Source organism: Proteus sp. LHD240705, assembly GCF_047921555.1.
In the GTDB taxonomy this organism is placed as follows: Bacteria; Pseudomonadota; Gammaproteobacteria; order Enterobacterales; family Enterobacteriaceae; genus Proteus.
Map to the genome: position 1 here is coordinate 20,480 of NZ_JBLRMI010000012.1, position 18,720 is coordinate 39,199.

The following is an 18,720-nucleotide window of genomic DNA, read 5'->3' on the forward strand; positions in this document are numbered from 1 at the left end:
ATCATTAACGTAGTGTCATTGCGATATCATCTAATTTCTTATTATTCTCTTTTTTAAAATAGACTTTTTGATGTAAGAAAATATCAAAAGGAAAAGGAGAACGAATAAACTGTACTTCATCGTTTGTAATGGTTGAAATATAATGAATATTTTCAGGCATAAAGCAGTAACCCGCCCCTTCATCAACGCAGTGCAAAACATCCGCCATTTCTGTTAAACCTAAAGTATGGTATTGATAACCTTGATTTTTTAGCTTATCTAAAATCGTTGAAAATATGGGGTTTTGCAAAGTACTGCTTCTTTGTATCAAGGTTTCTTTGGCAAAAAATGTTTTGGTATTGGGATATTGTTCAAAGAGTTTTTTGCTCACCAATAATCCGACTTTTTGTGTGCATAAATTAATTGCATTGATATTTTTTTGTGGATAGTCAAACTCAAGAGAAGAAATCACAAGATCAAACTCTTTATCAAAAAGTTCCTCTTTAATATCATCAATATAACCATCTTCTAAAGATAGGCTATATTGACTGTTTTTTTGGCGGATCTCCAACAGTTTTGTTTTTAGATCAGGGTAATAAAGACCATCTAATTTAATGGAGAGCGAGGTTTTATCATCATTGGAATTCATTATCTGATTTTCAATTTTTCTAATTTTTTCATAATAGGGATATAAACGTTCATAGAGTGTTTTCCCCGCAGGGGTTAGATCCATTCCGTTTTTGGAGCGTTTAATCAGTGACTTACCTATTTGGCTTTCAAGTTCATTAATACCGTGGCGCAGTGCAGATGGGGTAACATTGATTTGTTCCGCTGCTTTTACTAGGCTTTGACAAGTCGCAACGGCAAAGAACTGATTTATTTTTCGTGAGAAAAACATGCAGACGTTCTCCATATTTATTTGTATATATATTTAAAATGAATAATCCTCTTGAATAAAATTTTTATATTGATATTTATCAATAATCATTTTAGCGCGACTAAAAATAAAAAAAGCACAACGAATAATTTAAAAAATAACATTACCGACTAAAATTGATAATAAATCAGAATGTTTTTGATAAAAATAAAATCAAATGATTGATTGTATTATGTTGTCATATTTTGTTTGTTATTTACATCTCTTTTCTTGTTTTTTTTTCTTATTTAGAATCGCATTTAGCCGACAAAGAATAAAAAAACTCAATAACAGATTATAAAAAATTCAATTTTCAATTTTTATTTTCTTGATATTTTAATTTTCGAGATGAAACGATGATTCCATTCTCTTAATTTTAAATTAACTTATATTAGGAAAATATTTAATGAAAAACATTAATACACTTTTAACGAAAATGAACTCTTCTACTTCAGAAGTGATTACATTAAAAGAATTAGCACCATTGTCACTTCATGAAATTCGTGCATTAAGCGAAGAGAAATTAAGTTGGCATGAGGCAAAAATATTATATACACACGCACAAGAAGCAACAAAAATTAATAAGCTTAATGAAGCTCATCATTTAGCACGTAATAACCCACAAGTGCAAAATGCCGTGGCGTTAGGTATTCAACAACAATCAGCACAAAGCCGTGCATTAGGTGATTGGATCCCAAATAGAGACAACCATTATGTCGATTCTAAATCTGTTGCATCAATGTTTTCACCCGCTGGTTATTTGACCGAGCTTTATCGTGAAGCAAAAGCCTTACATGCAGAAAATTCAATTTATCACTTGGATAAACGTCGTCCTGATTTAGCGCAATTAGTGTTATCTCAAGACAATATGGATAAAGAAGTTTCTACCCTTTCTTTATCAAATCAAATTTTAACCACAGTATTACAGAGTAAATTAGGTAGTAGCAAAGATCTATTTCGTGAATTAGCCACCAACCGTTTAACCGGTGGTACACCTTATCACCAACCTTATGAAACCATTCGCCAAGCTATTTTACTGCAAGATAAAAACCTTGAAGGATTAATGTCAGCCACTGATATCACTAAAACCTTCGACTCAGCAATACTAGCCTCTATTCAAGCCGATATTTCCCCTGAGCTTTATAATATTTTAACTGAAAATATTGATAAAGATACGAATGCACTTTTTGAGAAAAACTTTGGTAATATTAACGAAAAATTATTGAATAACTCTCACTTTATCGCTGAATATTATGATATTGATATTAAAGATGCTCAATCTGTTATCAAAGCATTTAATAAAAGAGAAACACTGTCAAATAAAGAGCTATTAAATTTAAATAAAATTATTCGATTATATAAAGCCACAGGAATGCCACTACTATCTGTGCTTACCGCCATTAAATCTAAAAATACTCTGTTTAATATTGATAAAGAAACGTTAAGTAGTTTTTTCCACTTGCAAGTAATAATGAAAAATTACCCTATTACCGTGGAACAAGCGATTGTGCTTAATGGAGGATTAATTTCAAAAATATCTTTTGATAATACACCATCTCAATTTGATCAATTATTTAATCATCCACTACTTAATGATACTTTTTTTATTGATGACAATCATTCTCTTGATTTAGTTAATGCAACATCTTCTACCGATATTACTCGTTTAAATACCTTAAAGCGTGCTTTTAATGTCAATAATATTGAACTGGTGATGTTATGGCAATTAGCATCGGATAATGCTAACTTTGCGTGTTCATTAGCGAATCTTTCTTTACTTTATCGTACCCATTTATTGGCTCAAATTTATGGCTTATCCGTTAATGAATTAATATTGCTTATTAATATTTTGCCATCACCTTTTAATAAACAGATTGTGAAACATGAAACTTCTGATGATATGGGTCATTTAATTCATACTATTAATGATGTAGTGCAATTTGCCAAAAAAGAAAAATGGACAATTAGTGAACTATTTTTAATTTGTACGCAACAATATGAGTCTGAATTTAGTTCTGAACTTGAAGTGTTAATTAATACTTTAAAAGTCATATTAAAAAATACACTGACAGATTATGAAGCACAATTCTCAGCTGTTGCATCATTTATTGCCTCTGAGATGGGTGTTGATTCTATTGAAAAAGCAAATTCGATATTACAATGGGTTGACCTAGAAGTGGGTAATAAATATCTAAAAGATGTATTGCCAATAATTATTAAAGATACTCTAACTCAACAAGACAAAGTAGATATTGCACAATTCTTTAACAGGCTTAAAAAAATTACCTTGGTTTCCAATAAAGTGGGATTGAATAAGTATGAGTTGGAATTTATTAGTACTAAATTGAATTATCTTTATTCTAAAGAAGATTATATTTTAACAATTGATAAAATAAAATATGTCACTCAATTCCATCATTTTATTTCACAATGTGGCGATAGAGCGAATGATTTCTTAAATGGCCTTGAAAATAAATCACTAACCGCGAAAAAACTGGCATCTATTTTAAATATCGATGAAACAACGCTTACTCAAGCTTTGGCATTAACGCCAACCAATGCATTAAATGATTTTCAAAATATTACTGTTCTTATTCAATATCTTGAATTATCTAAGATGCTGGGTATTTCACCGAAAGATTTTGAATTATTCATTGAGTTAAAATACACCGAAAATAATAATGTTGCTGCTACATATGATAGTTGGGATAAACTTAGCCAAATTATTCAGGCAGGTTTAAGTCGTGAAAAAACAGCACAACTTGTTCAATTAATGGATGAGAAAAAAGCAACAGTATTAACTCACTATTATGCCAATCAAAGTAACAACCTATCGTTAACGGGTCGTGATGATGTTTATCACCACTTATTAATTGATAATCAAGTTTCTTCTGAGATTATGACAACGCCGATTGCACAGGCAATTGCCAATATTCAGTTTTATATTAATAACTGCTTATCGGGTGATGAAAAGGATGTTGATAAGAATGTGAAAGGCCGTACTTTCTTTGTGCAATGGAATGAGTTTAATAAACGTTATAGCACATGGGCAGGTGTCTCTAAATTAGTTTATTATCCTGAAAACTATGTTGACCCAACCATGCGTATTGGGCAAACCAAAATGATGGATACCCTATTACAATCCATTAGCCAAAATAGTGTGAACCGCGATACGGTAGAAGATGCCTTTAAAACCTATTTAACTTCATTTGAGCAAATCGCCAATTTAGAAGTATTAAGTGGATACCATGATAGTGTGACATTAAATGATGGTATAACCTATTTTATTGGACGTAACCCTGCTGACCAAATGAGTTATTACTGGCGCAGTGCTAATCATAGCAAAATTAAAGGTGATAAATTAGCCGCTAATGCTTGGACTGAGTGGACTAAAATTGAAAATGGTTTAAATCCGTATAATGATTTAATTCGTCCAGTTATTTTTAATAGCCGTTTATATATTGCTTGGATTGAAAGAACAGAAGTTGCTAAAGATAAAGCATCACAATCTATTGAAAAAGAAATTAAATATAGTTTAAAGCTATCTCATATTCGTTATGACGGTTCTTGGAGTGCGCCGGTTAGTTTTGAATTACAGGATGAAATGATTAAGGATAATAAAGGAAGTTTTCATTTAACTTATAATGAAGAGTTAGATGAGCTATTTGTTTTTTTATATAAAATGAAATCATCATATGATAGTGATAATAGTGATTATCATCTTTACTCTATTAATAATGAAATGAATATTTCGTCAATTTATGATTCAGGAAGTCCAGGTGAAAATATAAAAATAATATATAGTAGTGTAAAAAGTGAGTTTGATAAATTTAATGATGGTATTCAAAGAATTGTCAATAATAAATATACAAGAAGAGATAAAACAAATTATAATATATCAAAAGATGCAGTAAATATTAAAAATGTAAGTGATAGTACTGATGCGTCATTATATGGATCTATATTAAATAATGCGAGTATAACTTATACGGGGGGGGATAAAATAACAAGTCACCTATCTGCATCTATACAATGTGGAATAAAAGAGACTCTATCAGCTTCTTATAAAATAAACGAAATTATTAGTTCTATATTACAAGATTTAAATGATAATAGTGAACTGGAAGATATTTTTTACTGCTCTTTTCCTTTTTATTTACAGAAATATTATCAGGGAGGTGTAGCAATAACAAATTACGAAGCTTATTATTGTTTTAGTATTAAGACTAATAATGTTTTATTTTTTATTTTTGATAAAGAAAATGAAGAATGGGTAACTGATATTCCTCATGGAATTAATAACTCCAATCCTACATCTGACTATATGGCTGAAGCTTATTTTGTTTATTATGATTCATTTTATTTTAAATTAAAGGATAATTATGGTTATTATTCTTTAACTGATTATAAAGTAAGTGATTTAATAAATTCTAAAATAATGTATAATGCTTTTTTTAGTGGTGGTGAAGAAATACTTCATGTGTTAGATACTGCTATTCCTGCAGAGGATGTTCCGTGCAATAAGCTCAATCAACTTTACAATAATTATGCTGATCATATAAAAGATATTAAAATTTCATTATCAGCAAATTCAAGAGTGAGTAATTATTCAATAAGCGATTGGAGTGATGATTATAATGGATTTTATGAAGATGTAAATTCTCATACTAGTAAAGATGATATTCTAAAGCTTGATATTCCAATTAGTGATTTTGGTGCTAGTGGTGTTATTACATTAAATGCAAATATCTCTGTTATTAATAAAAAAGATCAAGTTTTATCAGAAAAAATATTTGAATTTACGATAAAAAAAATCATCTATAATGAAACTGAAAATGTAATTAGCTTAAATCGTAATACTAAAGGTGCCCAATATCTCTCTATGAAACTGGCAGATAAAACCATGTTAGTGCGTTTAAATACTTTATTTGCGCGCCAATTGGTTAAACTCGCCAATAACGGTATTGATAGCATTTTAACTTTGGATACTCAGCGTTTACCGGAACCCGCATTAGAAGGTAATACTGATAAAACCATGGACTTTAATGGTGCTAATGCACTCTATTTTTGGGAGCTGTTCTATTACACCCCAATGATGGTCGCCAATGTGATGCTAGAAGGTCAAAACTATGATGAAGCGGGTCGTTGGTTGCGTTATGTGTTTAGTCCTAATGGTTATATTGACGTCGGTCAACATACTGATATCGTTTGGAATTCACAACCGCTCTTAACCGATACTGAGTGGGATAAAGAACAACTGGATTCAACCGACCCAGATGCCGTGGCACAAACTGACCCAATACATTATAAGTTAGCCACCTTTATGAAGTGCCTCGATATTCTTATGGAGCGTGGTGACAGTGCTTACCGTGTTTTAGAGCGCGATACCTTAAATGAAGCCAAAATGTGGTATATGCAGGCGCTGAAATTACTGGGTGATGAAACAGAACTACTAGGTGACAACGTTTGGTTAGCACCTAAATTAACCGAAGCGGCATCAAAAACAAAACAACCAACACGTGCTATCAATGAAGAAAGCGAAGAAACCGCATCACCGCGTACCGCTAATTCATTAACGTCGCTGTTTTTGCCACAAATTAATGAGAAGTTAGCACAGTACCATGACACGTTAAAAGTGCGTTTATTTAATTTACGTCACAATTTATCGATTGATGGGCAACCGCTATCACTGCCTATTTATGCAACACCAGCGGATCCTAAGGCGTTGCAAAATGCAGCCGTTAATCAATCACAAGGTGGCAGTGCATTGCCAAATGCGGTGATGCCGACACAGCGCTTTCCTGTGATATTAAACAGTGCAAAATCTGTAGTAAATCAGTTAATGCAGTTTGGTAGCTCGTTGTCTAGCATTACCGAACGTCAAGATGCCCAAGCATTGTCAGAATTACTCACTACGCAAGGTAGTGAAATTATTCTGCAAAATATGAAGTATCAAGTGAAGAGCATTGAAGAGTTAACTTATAACGAGAAAGCGTTAAAAGCGTTACGAGAGGGTGCACAAAAACGCGTTGAGCACTATAGCAAATTGTATGATGAAAATATCAGTACCTCAGAACAACAAGCGATGGATCTCTATCTTGCCTCTTCGGTACTCAATACTGCCAGCCAAGGTCTGAATATCGCTGGTGCAGCTGCCGATTTAGTGCCGAATATTTACGGTTTAGCTGTCGGTGGCTCGCGTCTAGGCGCTATCTTTAATGCTACATCGATTGGTCTACAATTGTCTGGCTCTGCAACCCGTATTGCGGCAGATAGATTAAGTCAGTCAGAGTTTTATCGCCGTCGCCGTGATGAGTGGGCGTTATCTCGTGATAATGCAAAAGTGGGATTAAAACAAATCGATGCGCAAATTGACGCCCTGAAAATACGTAAAGAAGCGGCAAATCTGCAACTAGATAGTTTGAAGTTACAACAGCAACAGACACAAGAACACTTAACTTTCTTGCAAAATAAATTTACCAATAAAGCCCTGTATAATTGGTTACGCGGTAAATTGATGGCGATTTATAAACCGTTCTACGACTTAACTGTTTCTCGTTGTCGTATGGCAGAATTAGCTTATCAATATGATTTAGGTGAAACACAAACCTTTATTCGCCCTGGTGCATGGCAAGGTAACTATTCCGGTTTGATGGCAGGTGAAAGCCTAATGCATAACCTGACTCAAATGGAAAACAGTTACCTTGAAAAAGATAAACGTGCGTTGGAAATTACAAAAATTGTGTCGTTGAATGATGTATATCAAGGCTTAAGTAGCAATCAGTTTGGTTTTGAACAAGTCGCTGATGTGATTAATAAATCAAAAACACAGTTAGGTACGGCAGAAAACGGTGTTACGTTGAAAAATGGCCAATTACAAGCCTCTGTAAAACTCTCTGGTTTAGCTATCGACAAAGATTACCCTGCTGATTTAGGTCAATTACGTCGTGTTAAACAGATTAGTGTGACATTACCTGCGTTAACTGGCGCTTATCAGAATATCAGAGCGGTGTTGAGTTATGGCGGTAGTGCAGTGAAACCTCGTGGTTGTAATGCGATTGCGATTTCTCATGGCATGAATGACAGTGGTCAGTTCCAACTGAATTTCAATGATGATCGTTATCTGCCATTTGAAGGTTTACCAGTGAATGACACCAGTACACTGACTTTAAGCTTCCCTGATGCGACAGATAAGCAAAAAGAGATGTTACTGACACTGAGCGATATCATTCTCCACATTAATTACACCATTCGTTAATTATCCAAATCTTAATTAATTACAGGCTCCTTAGGGAGCCTGTCAGGAGTTCTACATGCAAAATTCAGAGAAATTGACCTTTGATGCGCCAAATTTACCCAAAGGGGGTGGTGCAGTCACTGGATTAACCGGCAATATGGGCGCCGTTGGCCCTGATGGTGCAGCCACTTTTAGCTTGCCGTTGCCCATTAGCCAAGGCCGTGGTTATGCCCCTTCTTTAGGCTTAACGTATCAAAATCAGGCCGGTAATGGCACGTTTGGTTTTGGTTGGTCTGTGGGTGTGATGTCGATTCGCCGTCGTACGACAAAAGGTGTACCAACTTATACTCAATTAGATGAGTTTGTTGGCGCTGATGGCGAAGTTATTGTGCCGATGATTAATAAAAAAGGTGAAATTGAAGCAACACAACACAATGAATTATTAGGCGTAAAATTAGCCCATCAATATCAAGTGACGACGTATCGTTCTCGTATTGAAAAAAGCTTTAGTCGTTTCGAATATTGGTCACTCAATGACAGCAAAGCACCAGCGAATACACCAACCCAATTTTGGGTAATGTATAGCGCAAATGGGGATGCACATTTATTTGGTTATGAAACCACAGCACAGATTGTAGATAGCCAAAACAGTGCGCATATCGCCCAATGGAACCTAAATGCTTCAGTTTCAGCAACCGGTGAACAGATCGAATATCACTATCGCTCTGAAGATGAACAAGGTTGTGATAAACATGAAATTCAATCACATACCAATGCCAATACACAACGTTATTTAGACAAAGTGTATTACGGTAATTCTATCGGTGAGCGTGCTTTTTCATGTACGAAAACGGATAACACCTTACCTAACAATGCGTTATTTACGTTGGTGTTTGATTACGGTGAGCGCAGTAGTGCATTAGCAACTTATCCTCAGTGGCAGAGCAATTCAACATGGGCATTGCGTAAAGACTGCTTTTCACTTTTCCATTACGGTTTTGAAGTTCGTACGCGTCGTTTATGTCGCCAAGTGCTGATGTATCACCGTATTGAAAGTTTAGAAAAACAAACCGCACTAGCAGAAACTCCAGAATTGGTTGCCAGATTAACGCTCACTTACGATGAGTCAACATCAGGTACTGTTTTAGTTTCAGCACAACAATCAGCGTTTAATGACAATAAAGACACTCAATCGTTAGTGACATTACCGCCAGTAAAATTTGATTGGCAGAGGGTCGGTGCGACTCAACAAGCACAGTGGCAATCACTTGAGGAACTTGCATCATTTACGCCACAACAACCTTATCAATATGTCGATCTATTTGGCGAAGGGCTTGCGGGAGTACTTTATCAAGATAGCGGTGCTTGGTGGTATCGCGCACCGATTAGAAAAGAAGATAAGCAAAATCCTAATGCCATAACATGGGATAAAGCGAAAAAACTTCCTGTTATTCCGTCATTGCGAAATTCAGCCATGCTGACCGATGTCACGGGTGATGGAAAACTGGAATGGTTAGTCACACAAGGTGAGGTAAATGGCTATTACACCCAAGATGAAACAAAGGCAGAAAATTGGCTCAACTTTGTGCCACTTGATGCACTACCGATAGAATATTTTCATCCTAACGCTGAAATTACTTCATTAACAGGCAGTGGTTTTGCTGATTTAGCTTTAATTGGTCCTCGCAGTATTCGTCTTTATGCAGGCTCTGCGCAAGGCTGGAAAAAAAGCAAAGAGGTGATGCAAACAGAAGGGGTGACGTTGCCGATTAAATACGTTAATCGACGTACCTTAGTGGCATTTAGTGACGTGTTGGGTTCAGGTCAACAACATCTAATTAAAGTGGATTATCAAGGTGTAACCTGTTGGGTGCATTTAGGTGAGGGTAAATTTAGTTCACCTATTACTATTCCTGGTTTTTCTGCGGATCGTCTCAAATTTAATCCTAATCAACTCTATTTAGCGGATTTAGATGGTAGTGGCACAACGGATATTATTTACGCCCAATCGACCCACTTAGAAGTGTATTTTAACCAAAGTGGCAATCAATTTGTACGTGGTGATGATATCGCATTACCTAAAGATGTGCGTTTTGATAATCATTGCCAACTGCAAGTGGCGGATATGCAAGGTCTTGGTGTGGCCAGTATTTTATTGACGAAATTGTATCCTGTACCACAGCATTGGGTGCTTTCGTTACAAAATAAAAAGCCGTGGTTATTAACGTCCATTAATAACAATATGGGGCTTATTCAGAATTTGCATTACCGTAGTTCGGCGCAATATTGGTTAGATGAAAAATCAACTCGCCAACAACAAAATGAAGCTAAAGCGGTTAGCCACTTACCTTTCGCGTTGCATACGCTTTGGAAAACTGAAACGGTGGATGAAATTACCCAAAGCCGTTTCACACAGACTCTAAATTATCGTCATGGTGTTTGGGATGGTAAAGAAAAAGAGTTTCGTGGTTTTGGCTGTGTTGAAGCCACTAATGCCGAGTTATTTAAAAGTGAAGAAAACACCACGGATAAAACGCCAAGTGTGTTAACGCGTCAGTGGTTTTTAACGGGTAAATCCTTAGTTGATAACCAGTTTTTTAATGAGTTTTGGCAAGGCGATAATGTGGCATTTCCTCACTTCTCACCACGCTTTACCCAAGATGAAGGGAGCGACGAAAAGGCGTGTGATAACACAGTGCGTCAAGAACACGCCTATTGGCTTGAGCGTGGACTGCAAGGTCAACTGTTCAGAAAAGAGGTCTATGGATTAGACAATATCGTTGTATCTGGTGTGCCTTATACCGTTACGGAACAACGCCCGCAAGTGCGTTTAATTGAAGCGCAAGGGCGCTCACCCGTGGTGATGCCTTCAGTGGTGGAAAGTCGTACATACCATTATGAACGAATTGCAGCTGATCCGTCTTGTCATCAACAAATCACATTAGAGCAAGACGCCTATGGTGTTGTGACCAAAGCGGTTGCAATTGATTATCCAAGACGCGCTAAAGGTGCAAAAAATCCTTATCAGCATTATGAAAGCTTGCCTGAAACGTTATGGGCATCAAGTTATGATGAGCAACAACATACATTGCGTTTAGGTTTATCGCGTCAGACTTGCCATCATATTGTTCATCCTGAAAAACAGGTTTATCAGCTCGCGATCACCAACGCCAGTCGCCAAGATCGTTGGACATTCGGTGCGGAAAAACAGCCGAAAGAAGGCCTGAATGTCGAAGCCTTATTAGCGAGTAATAATTTGCTCACGCAAAAATCAGCTTCGGTATTTGCTGGGCAACAACAGCTTGCTTATCTGGATGCGAGTGGTAATGCGACATTAGCAGAACCCGATTTCCCTGTGCGTTTAGCGTATAGCGAAACCGCAGAATTAGACGAAGAAACCGCCAAAATCATTTCACAACCTTATCCAGATTTAAAACTGGATGAAGTGATGAAAAATGCGGGTTATCAGCAAAAAGATTACTTATTTGCAGACACATCAGAAAAAGGCAAAAAACTGTGGGTAAAACCGTTATTAGGTATCAAAGCCTATGGTTCATTAGCACAATTTTATAAGCCTTTAGTGTATAAAAAATCTGAGCTTTCTTGCGATTATATACTGTTATGGGATAAGCAATTCTGTGTGTTAATGGGGAAAGAGTCACCTTTAAATACACAAGATTTCCATCTTACTTATGATTGGCGTTTTTTATCACCTAACTCTATTACTGATGAAAACAAAAATATTCATCAGGTGACCTTTGATGGTTTTGGACGAGTCACTACAACCCGTTTTTCAGGCACTGAAAACGGTAAACAAAGTGGTTATAGCGATAAATCTTTTGTGATGCCAACGAATGTTGATGAAGCGTTAGCATTGACATCAACACTGCCTATTGCTTCTGGTTCTGTGTATGTGACTGACAGTTGGATGTCAGCATCCTCAAAAATACCACCTCACGCGCTGCAAATCATGACAGACCGTTATGACAGCGATCCACAACAGCAAATTCGCCAACAAATCGCCTTTAGCGATGGTTTGGGACGCCTACTGCAAACTTCTGTCAGAGTGGAAGCGGGTGAGTCCTTTTTGCGTAGTGAAAAAGGTGAGTTAGTGGTTGATCGTGCACAACAGGCACAACAAAAAAGTACCACAACACGTTGGGCAAATTCAGGTGAAACCGAATATGACAACAAAGGGAATGTAAAGCGCGTTTATCAGCCTTATTTTCTGAATGATTGGCGTTATGTTTCGGAAAGTTCATCTCAACCTAATCGTTTTGCGGATACCCATTATTACGATGCAATAGGTCGTTTATATCAAGTGATTACTGCAAAACAATATCGCCGTCATACGATAATGACGCCGTGGTTTGTGGTTCAGGAAGATGAAAATGACACCTTAGTGTAGGTTATTTATTACGCGGATTAATGAACAATGTCGTTTAATCCGCTCTATTTAGGAATTTTATTATGCTGGTAGCAATCCCATCTGAAAGCGATGCGCTGGCTTGGATGATTATCGGTGGATTTTCAGCCTGGGGAGGTATCGTGAGGTATTTAATGGAAATTAGACAAAAACAAATTAAGTGGTCTTGGTGTGGCATTGGTAGCCAGATCGTGATTTCAGTGTTTACAGGATTATTAGGCGGATTATTAAGTTTTGAAAGTGGTGCAAGTCGCTATATGTCTTACATGATTGCAGGGCTTTTTGGATCAATGGGGAGCACGACATTGATTTGGCTATGGAATCGTATTTTTGGCATGAACAATCTTAAGGAGCCTAAATGAATACCTATACATTAAGTCAACGTAGCCAAAACAACCTAAACGACGTACATCAAGATTTAGTACGTATTGTTTATTTGGCACTGACATTCAGTGAATATGATTTTGTTGTTATTGAAGGTGTGCGTTCATTGATTCGACAAAAAGAGTTGATGAAAGAAGGTAAAAGCAAAACCCTCAATAGTCGTCATTTAACGGGTCATGCCGTGGATATTGTCCCGTTAGTGAATGGTGTTATTCCTTGGCAAGATTGGTCAGCGTTTGAATCAGTATCAAAAGCGATGAAGAAAGCCGCACATCAATTGGGCGTTTCGATAAATTGGGGAGGCGATTGGGTTTCTTTTCGTGATGGCCCTCATTACGAATTATGTCGCGGAGCATATCCATGAATATGAGTGCTTTTTTACGTTTAGGTATTAAAGGGGGGATAGCGATCATGATTGTTGTTGCTTTATTAGTACTTCGCTATCAATACAACCAAATTAATCGACTTTCAGAGCAAAATAGTCAGCTTGAATATCAACAACGTACATTGCAATCACAATTAATTCAATGGCACGAGCAAGCAGAAAAAGTCTCTGAAACACTCACGCACCAACAAGAGGAACAACGTTATTTAGAGGAAGAAAATCATGCTATACGCCAAGAGTTACGGTTACTTCTGGCTCAAACGCCTTGTGCTAATGAGCCTGTGCCTGACGCTGTTATCCAGTTGCAGCAAAACGCCTTCAATCATCGTTAAAGTACCTGAGAAATATGTGCCTTCACACCTGTTACAGCCTTGCTCAGCACCGTTTTTTAATGTGCAAGTGTGGGGAGATTACCCTGATTATGTGGCACGTTTAATATTGGTTTTAGAAAAATGCAATACTGATAAAAAGGCGATAGAAACATTATTATCATCAACAAGTTAATAAATTGACAAAACAATTTAAGGAAAGATTTATGAATAAATCAAATCAACAATTACATACACAAACGCCAACGGTGGTGGTTCGTGATAATCGCGGATCAACAATCCGTGAAATTAGCTATTGCCGTCATCCTGATGCAATTAACCAAACGGATGAGCGTATTACGCGCCACCATTATCACGCGCGTGGTTATTTAGAGCAAAGTATTGATGCAAGATTGTATGAAACACAACAATCAAATTCAGCAATACAACCGAATATTCAACAAATAGTGAGTTTAGGTGGGGCATTATCTTTCTCAAAAGGCATTGATAATGGTAGTCACGTTAATCTCAATGATATTGAAGGCACTGTTGCACAACAGATTAATGGCAAAGGTACTGTTACAACTTATGAATATTCAGATCAACGCTTTGAGCGCTATTTAGAACAAGTCAAAGAAGGAACACTGGGTGAAAGCAGTATTGCCGTAGTACAAAAATTTAAATGGGGACAAGGATTAGATGAAGGCATCGTACAAAATCAGGTAGGAAAATGTATTGAACATTATGATACCGCAGGAAAAAAAACAGTCGATAGCTTTTCATTATTAGGAGCCGTGTTATCCGAAACGCAACAATTATATTACGGTAGTTATATTAACTGGGATTCAGATAATGAAGATGATAGTATTGAGCGAGCTGAAAAATTTATCACTCAATATACTTATGATGCAACAGGCGCGGTATTAGAAGAGACGGATGCAAAGGGGAATAAACGCCGTATCGCCTATGATATTGCAGGATTTGTAAAACAAACTTGGTTGACCTTAAAAGGGCAATCTGAACAAACTATTTTGCGTTCACTTTCTTATTCAGCAGCGGGGCAAAAACTGCGTGAAGAGAATGGTAATGGATTAGTTACCACTTATGAATACGAGCCTGAAACCCAACGTTTGTTGCATGTCAAAACCCAGCGTCCTCAAGGGCATGTTTTGGGTGCGAAGATTATGCAAGATCTGCGTTATGAGTACGATCCTGTCGGCAATATTATTTGTCTGAAAAATGATGCTGAAGCGACTCGCTACTGGCGTAATCAGAAAATCGTGCCTGAAAATCGTTATGTGTATGACTCTCTGTATCAATTAGTGAGTGCAACAGGTCGTGAATCTGCCAATCAGCAAACACCCGCATCTATGCAATCTCAAACTATTACCACGTTAGTGAAAGATGCACAAAGCTATACCAATTATACCCGTTTATACGCTTATGACAGAGGTGGTAATTTAACGCAAATTCGCCATAACTCTCCTATTGCGCAACAAAATTTTACCCAAGATATTACCGTATCTAATAAAACTAATCGCGCCTTATTAAAGTCACAGTGTTCAGAACCTCAAAACGTAGATAGCTATTTTGATGAGAGTGGTAATTTAATCAAGCTGTTAAATGGCGATGCCATTATTTGGGATAGCCGTAATCATCTGAAAGAGACAAATGATATCAGTGAAGGTGGACACTTTTATGAAAGGGAAACCTATCAATATAACAGTGCGAGCCAACGTGTGACGAAAATACGCGGGCGTAAAACTGCTAACGGTCATTTAGAAAGAGTCACTACTCACTATTTACCGCATATTGAAATATGGGAAGTGAATGATAATCCTGTGACGGAAAAATATGCGGTAGTGAGCGTTAAGACGGGTACTAGTGCAAAAGTCAGAGCATTGTGTTGGGAGATTGGTACACCGAAAGGAATTGAAAATAATTCACTGCGTTATAGCTATGATGACGGTGTGGGTAACTGTGGATTAGAAACCGATGGTCAAGGGCAATTAGTCAGTTATGAGGAGTATTACCCTTATGGGGGAACTGCGATTTGGTCTAGCGAAAATGCAGTGGAGGCTGATTACAAAACCATTCGTTATTCAGGTAAAGAAAAAGACTCTACAGGCATGTATTACTACGGTTATCGTTATTATCAGCCGTGGATTGGCCGTTGGTTAAGTGCTGATCCCGCAGGTACGATTGATGGGCTTAATTTATACCGCATGGTGAAAGGGAATCCGGTATCGTATATTGATGACAATGGCTTGATGTTCAAAAGATTAAATGCAATTAGAGCTGGTGGAAGAGAGCGCAATTCCTCAAACGATATATCCACCGTTAGTGGTACTTTTGGCGCATCTGAATCAGGCAGGCAATCCCAGTTGAATGTTTCTAATTCCAAAAACGAACTAATTATTAACACTATTGAACGTCTGGTAGGAATTGTTGAAACAGGGAGAGGTGGAATGCGTACGTTACAAGGAGAACAGTTTAATGAAACGATGACTAAATTAGCCGCTTTGTATATTGACTTACAGCCTGAAGGCGTTCTATCCGGTGGAAGCAATATCATGCGTAAATCAAAAGGTTTCAGGCGACCACCTAAAGATTTAGTTAATCAGAACAAAGAACGAGGAAATTTATATGATTTTATGACTCCTTACCTTACCAGAGATTTAGATTCTGAAAATTTTTGCCTCCAAAATGTAACTTCAGACTTATATAAATGGACTGAACATATTATCGATAAACAACAGAAGCGTCTTCCGACAGGAAAAGCAGAAGAGTTACTTATGAGGATGAATAAGGCTGCAAACCCAGAAATTACTCAAGCAGAGTTCACAAAAAATCCTACGTCACGTCCTCCTGAGGATCAAGAGGAGGCAATACAGTTTATATATTATATGGCTGGCCAATTTGAAAGTGAAAGTGAATGGAAAGATTTTGCCCGTGATATGTATTCGGATGAATATCCTCAGCTAAAAAATGTAACTTATGAAAGAGCTAAGAGGGTTTTCAATAAAAACAAATCCTTATCGGTATATAAAGTTGATTAAGGCACCATCATTTTTTACTCAGCTCATGGGATATGAGTGATTAGATAATAATGTCTACTTAAAGTAGACCCAAAAAAGGCAGTCCAGTGAGACAGTTTTCCTGTCTCATTTGGGTTGTTTTTATCTTATGTTGATGATTTTAGTTTTATTAATAAAATATAAAATAAAGTATTAAAAATAATTAAATTTATTATTTTTATGATTGATAGTTATCTAATAAATATTAAATAACAGTGTTAGTTCCATTTTAATATTAAATTAAATCGCGATATTGCTCACAGTTCTTAATAAATGGATATTCAATTATCTATTTTCGACTAATATCTAATGTGATTGATGCAATCATTATATTTAAAAACATTTATTAATAATTATTGAGGCTTTATTATGAAGAAAAATAAACTTATGGTATTTACTGCAACATTATTATTATCATCAGCGGGTTTTATCTCAACGGCATTAGCCGATGTGACGCTAAAACATGGTTATATAGATAAGCCACCTAGCAGAGCTTTTCTTTGTTCATCCAAAGGCAACAACTTAAATAAAAACTGTGGCGATATACAATATGAGCCACAATCTGTTGAAGGCCCTAAGGGATTTCCTGAGACGGGGCCTAAAGATGGCGAAATTGCGAGTGGAGGAAAAGCTAAATTTTCTCAATTAAATCAACAAAGTGCCGACCGTTGGCATAAAGTTGATATAAAAAGCGGAGAATATACCTTTAAATGGACATTAACAGCCCCACATAGTACCGCTTCATGGCGGTTTTTTATTACTAAACCGGAGTGGGATGTCAATAAACCGCTTACTCGAGATGATTTTGATTTAACCCCTTTTTGTCAGCGATTTGATAATGGAACAGTACCAATGAAAACAGTAGAATTAAACTGCAATATACCAAAAAGAACGGGGTATCAAGTTATTTTAGGAGTTTGGGATATTGCAGATACAGGGAATGCATTTTATCAAGTGATTGATGCTGAATTTAAAGAGTAATCAATTTAACTTAATGTAAATAATTATTTAATATCAATAATAGTATTATTTTTAATACTGTTTATTTTCAAATATAAATAAATTCTCAATCTAAATTTTAAATTTAGATTAGAGCTCATATTTTTTATTAAATAAAAAACAACTATTTATTATCGTTATTCAATTAATAGTGCCTTAACATGGGCGCTATTTTCATTAAATCGACTAGAAATCCACCGCTCACAATGTTATTTTCTATGTTATATCTATAATTATTTAGCTTAAAACCAACATCATTAAGGTGCGATTATGGAAATCTATTTAGATACAGCGGATATCGACGAAGTCAGAAAACTCTCTCAAGTTCTTCCTATTGCGGGTGTGACCACAAATCCTTCCATTATTGCTAAATCCGCACAAAATATTGAAACCCTATTACCTGAATTAAAAGCCGCTATGGGCGGTAAAGGTCGTCTATTTGCGCAGGTTATTGCCAGTGATGTGGACACCATGATTGAAGAAGCATTGCATCTTGGGAATATTGCCGATAATACCGTGATTAAAATACCGGTTACTGAAGCAGGTTTAGTTGCCATTAAACAATTAAAACAAAAAAATATGCTGGTATTAGGCACGGCGATTTACAGTGTTTCTCAAGGTTTAATGGCGGCATTAGCAGGCGCTGACTATATTGCGCCTTATGTACATCGAATGGATAGACAAGGTTCTGATGGGGTCAGAGTGGTAAAGGAATTACAAACGCTGATTACCATGCATAATTTACCCACAAAAATCCTAGCCGCGAGTTTTAAAACACCACGTCAAGTGGTCGATTGTTTATTAGCAGGGGCTTCTTCGGTGACATTACCGATTGAGCTTGCTTACTCAATTATCCGTTCACCTGTGGTTGACGATGCTGTGAATAGATTTGCTGACGATTGGCAAACTGCATTTGATCGTCGTTCTTTATAATCAAATTAATAATATGAGATTAAGTGCTATATCGCTATATGGCACTTAATTTATCGATTTTTGCGTATGTAGATAT

General features: G+C 36.4%; 9 protein-coding genes. 8 read left to right on the forward strand and 1 reads right to left on the reverse strand.

The features are described 5' to 3' along the window. Positions 1–4 precede the first annotated feature (4 nt). A complete protein-coding gene (locus ACNART_RS16840) occupies positions 5–877 on the reverse strand; it encodes a LysR family transcriptional regulator (RefSeq protein WP_198626462.1) in 873 nt (290 codons plus the stop codon). Positions 878–1,301: 424 nt separating this feature from the next. Between ACNART_RS16840 and ACNART_RS16845 the strand changes: the two genes are divergently transcribed. The 8 genes from ACNART_RS16845 to fsa all read left to right on the forward strand — a co-directional run bounded on the left by ACNART_RS16845 (position 1,302) and on the right by fsa (position 18,644). Then, entirely contained in the window at positions 1,302–8,153 is a 6,852-nt protein-coding gene (locus tag ACNART_RS16845) for a neuraminidase-like domain-containing protein (RefSeq protein ID WP_416303653.1), read from the forward strand. Between the two features lie 55 nt (positions 8,154–8,208). Beyond that, the gene (locus tag ACNART_RS16850) at positions 8,209–12,540 is read left to right on the forward strand and encodes a SpvB/TcaC N-terminal domain-containing protein (RefSeq protein WP_368927910.1); all 4,332 of its coding nucleotides are present in this window, start codon (positions 8,209–8,211) and stop codon (positions 12,538–12,540) included. Positions 12,541–12,602: 62 nt separating this feature from the next. Next, on the forward strand, positions 12,603–12,920 hold the full coding sequence (locus tag ACNART_RS16855) for a phage holin family protein (RefSeq protein WP_109373279.1): 318 nt from the start codon (positions 12,603–12,605) through the stop codon (positions 12,918–12,920). Next, entirely contained in the window at positions 12,917–13,306 is a 390-nt protein-coding gene (locus ACNART_RS16860) for a M15 family metallopeptidase (RefSeq protein WP_198626459.1), read from the forward strand. Before ACNART_RS16855 ends, ACNART_RS16860 begins: the two co-directional genes overlap by 4 nt. Next, on the forward strand, positions 13,303–13,659 hold the full coding sequence (locus tag ACNART_RS16865; protein WP_198626458.1) for a hypothetical protein: 357 nt from the start codon (positions 13,303–13,305) through the stop codon (positions 13,657–13,659). The genes ACNART_RS16860 and ACNART_RS16865 overlap by 4 nt, the downstream gene beginning before the upstream one ends. A gap of 203 nt (positions 13,660–13,862) precedes the next feature. After that, on the forward strand, positions 13,863–16,694 hold the full coding sequence (locus tag ACNART_RS16870) for an RHS repeat domain-containing protein (RefSeq protein ID WP_416303654.1): 2,832 nt from the start codon (positions 13,863–13,865) through the stop codon (positions 16,692–16,694). Between the two features lie 387 nt (positions 16,695–17,081). Next, positions 17,082–17,693, forward strand: coding sequence for a lytic polysaccharide monooxygenase (locus ACNART_RS16875; protein WP_198632564.1), 612 nt, complete (start codon positions 17,082–17,084; stop codon positions 17,691–17,693). Positions 17,694–17,981: 288 nt separating this feature from the next. After that, positions 17,982–18,644 (forward strand): fructose-6-phosphate aldolase, encoded by a 663-nt coding sequence (gene fsa, locus ACNART_RS16880; protein ID WP_109373285.1) that lies wholly within the window; start codon positions 17,982–17,984, stop codon positions 18,642–18,644. Positions 18,645–18,720: the final 76 nt, after the last annotated feature.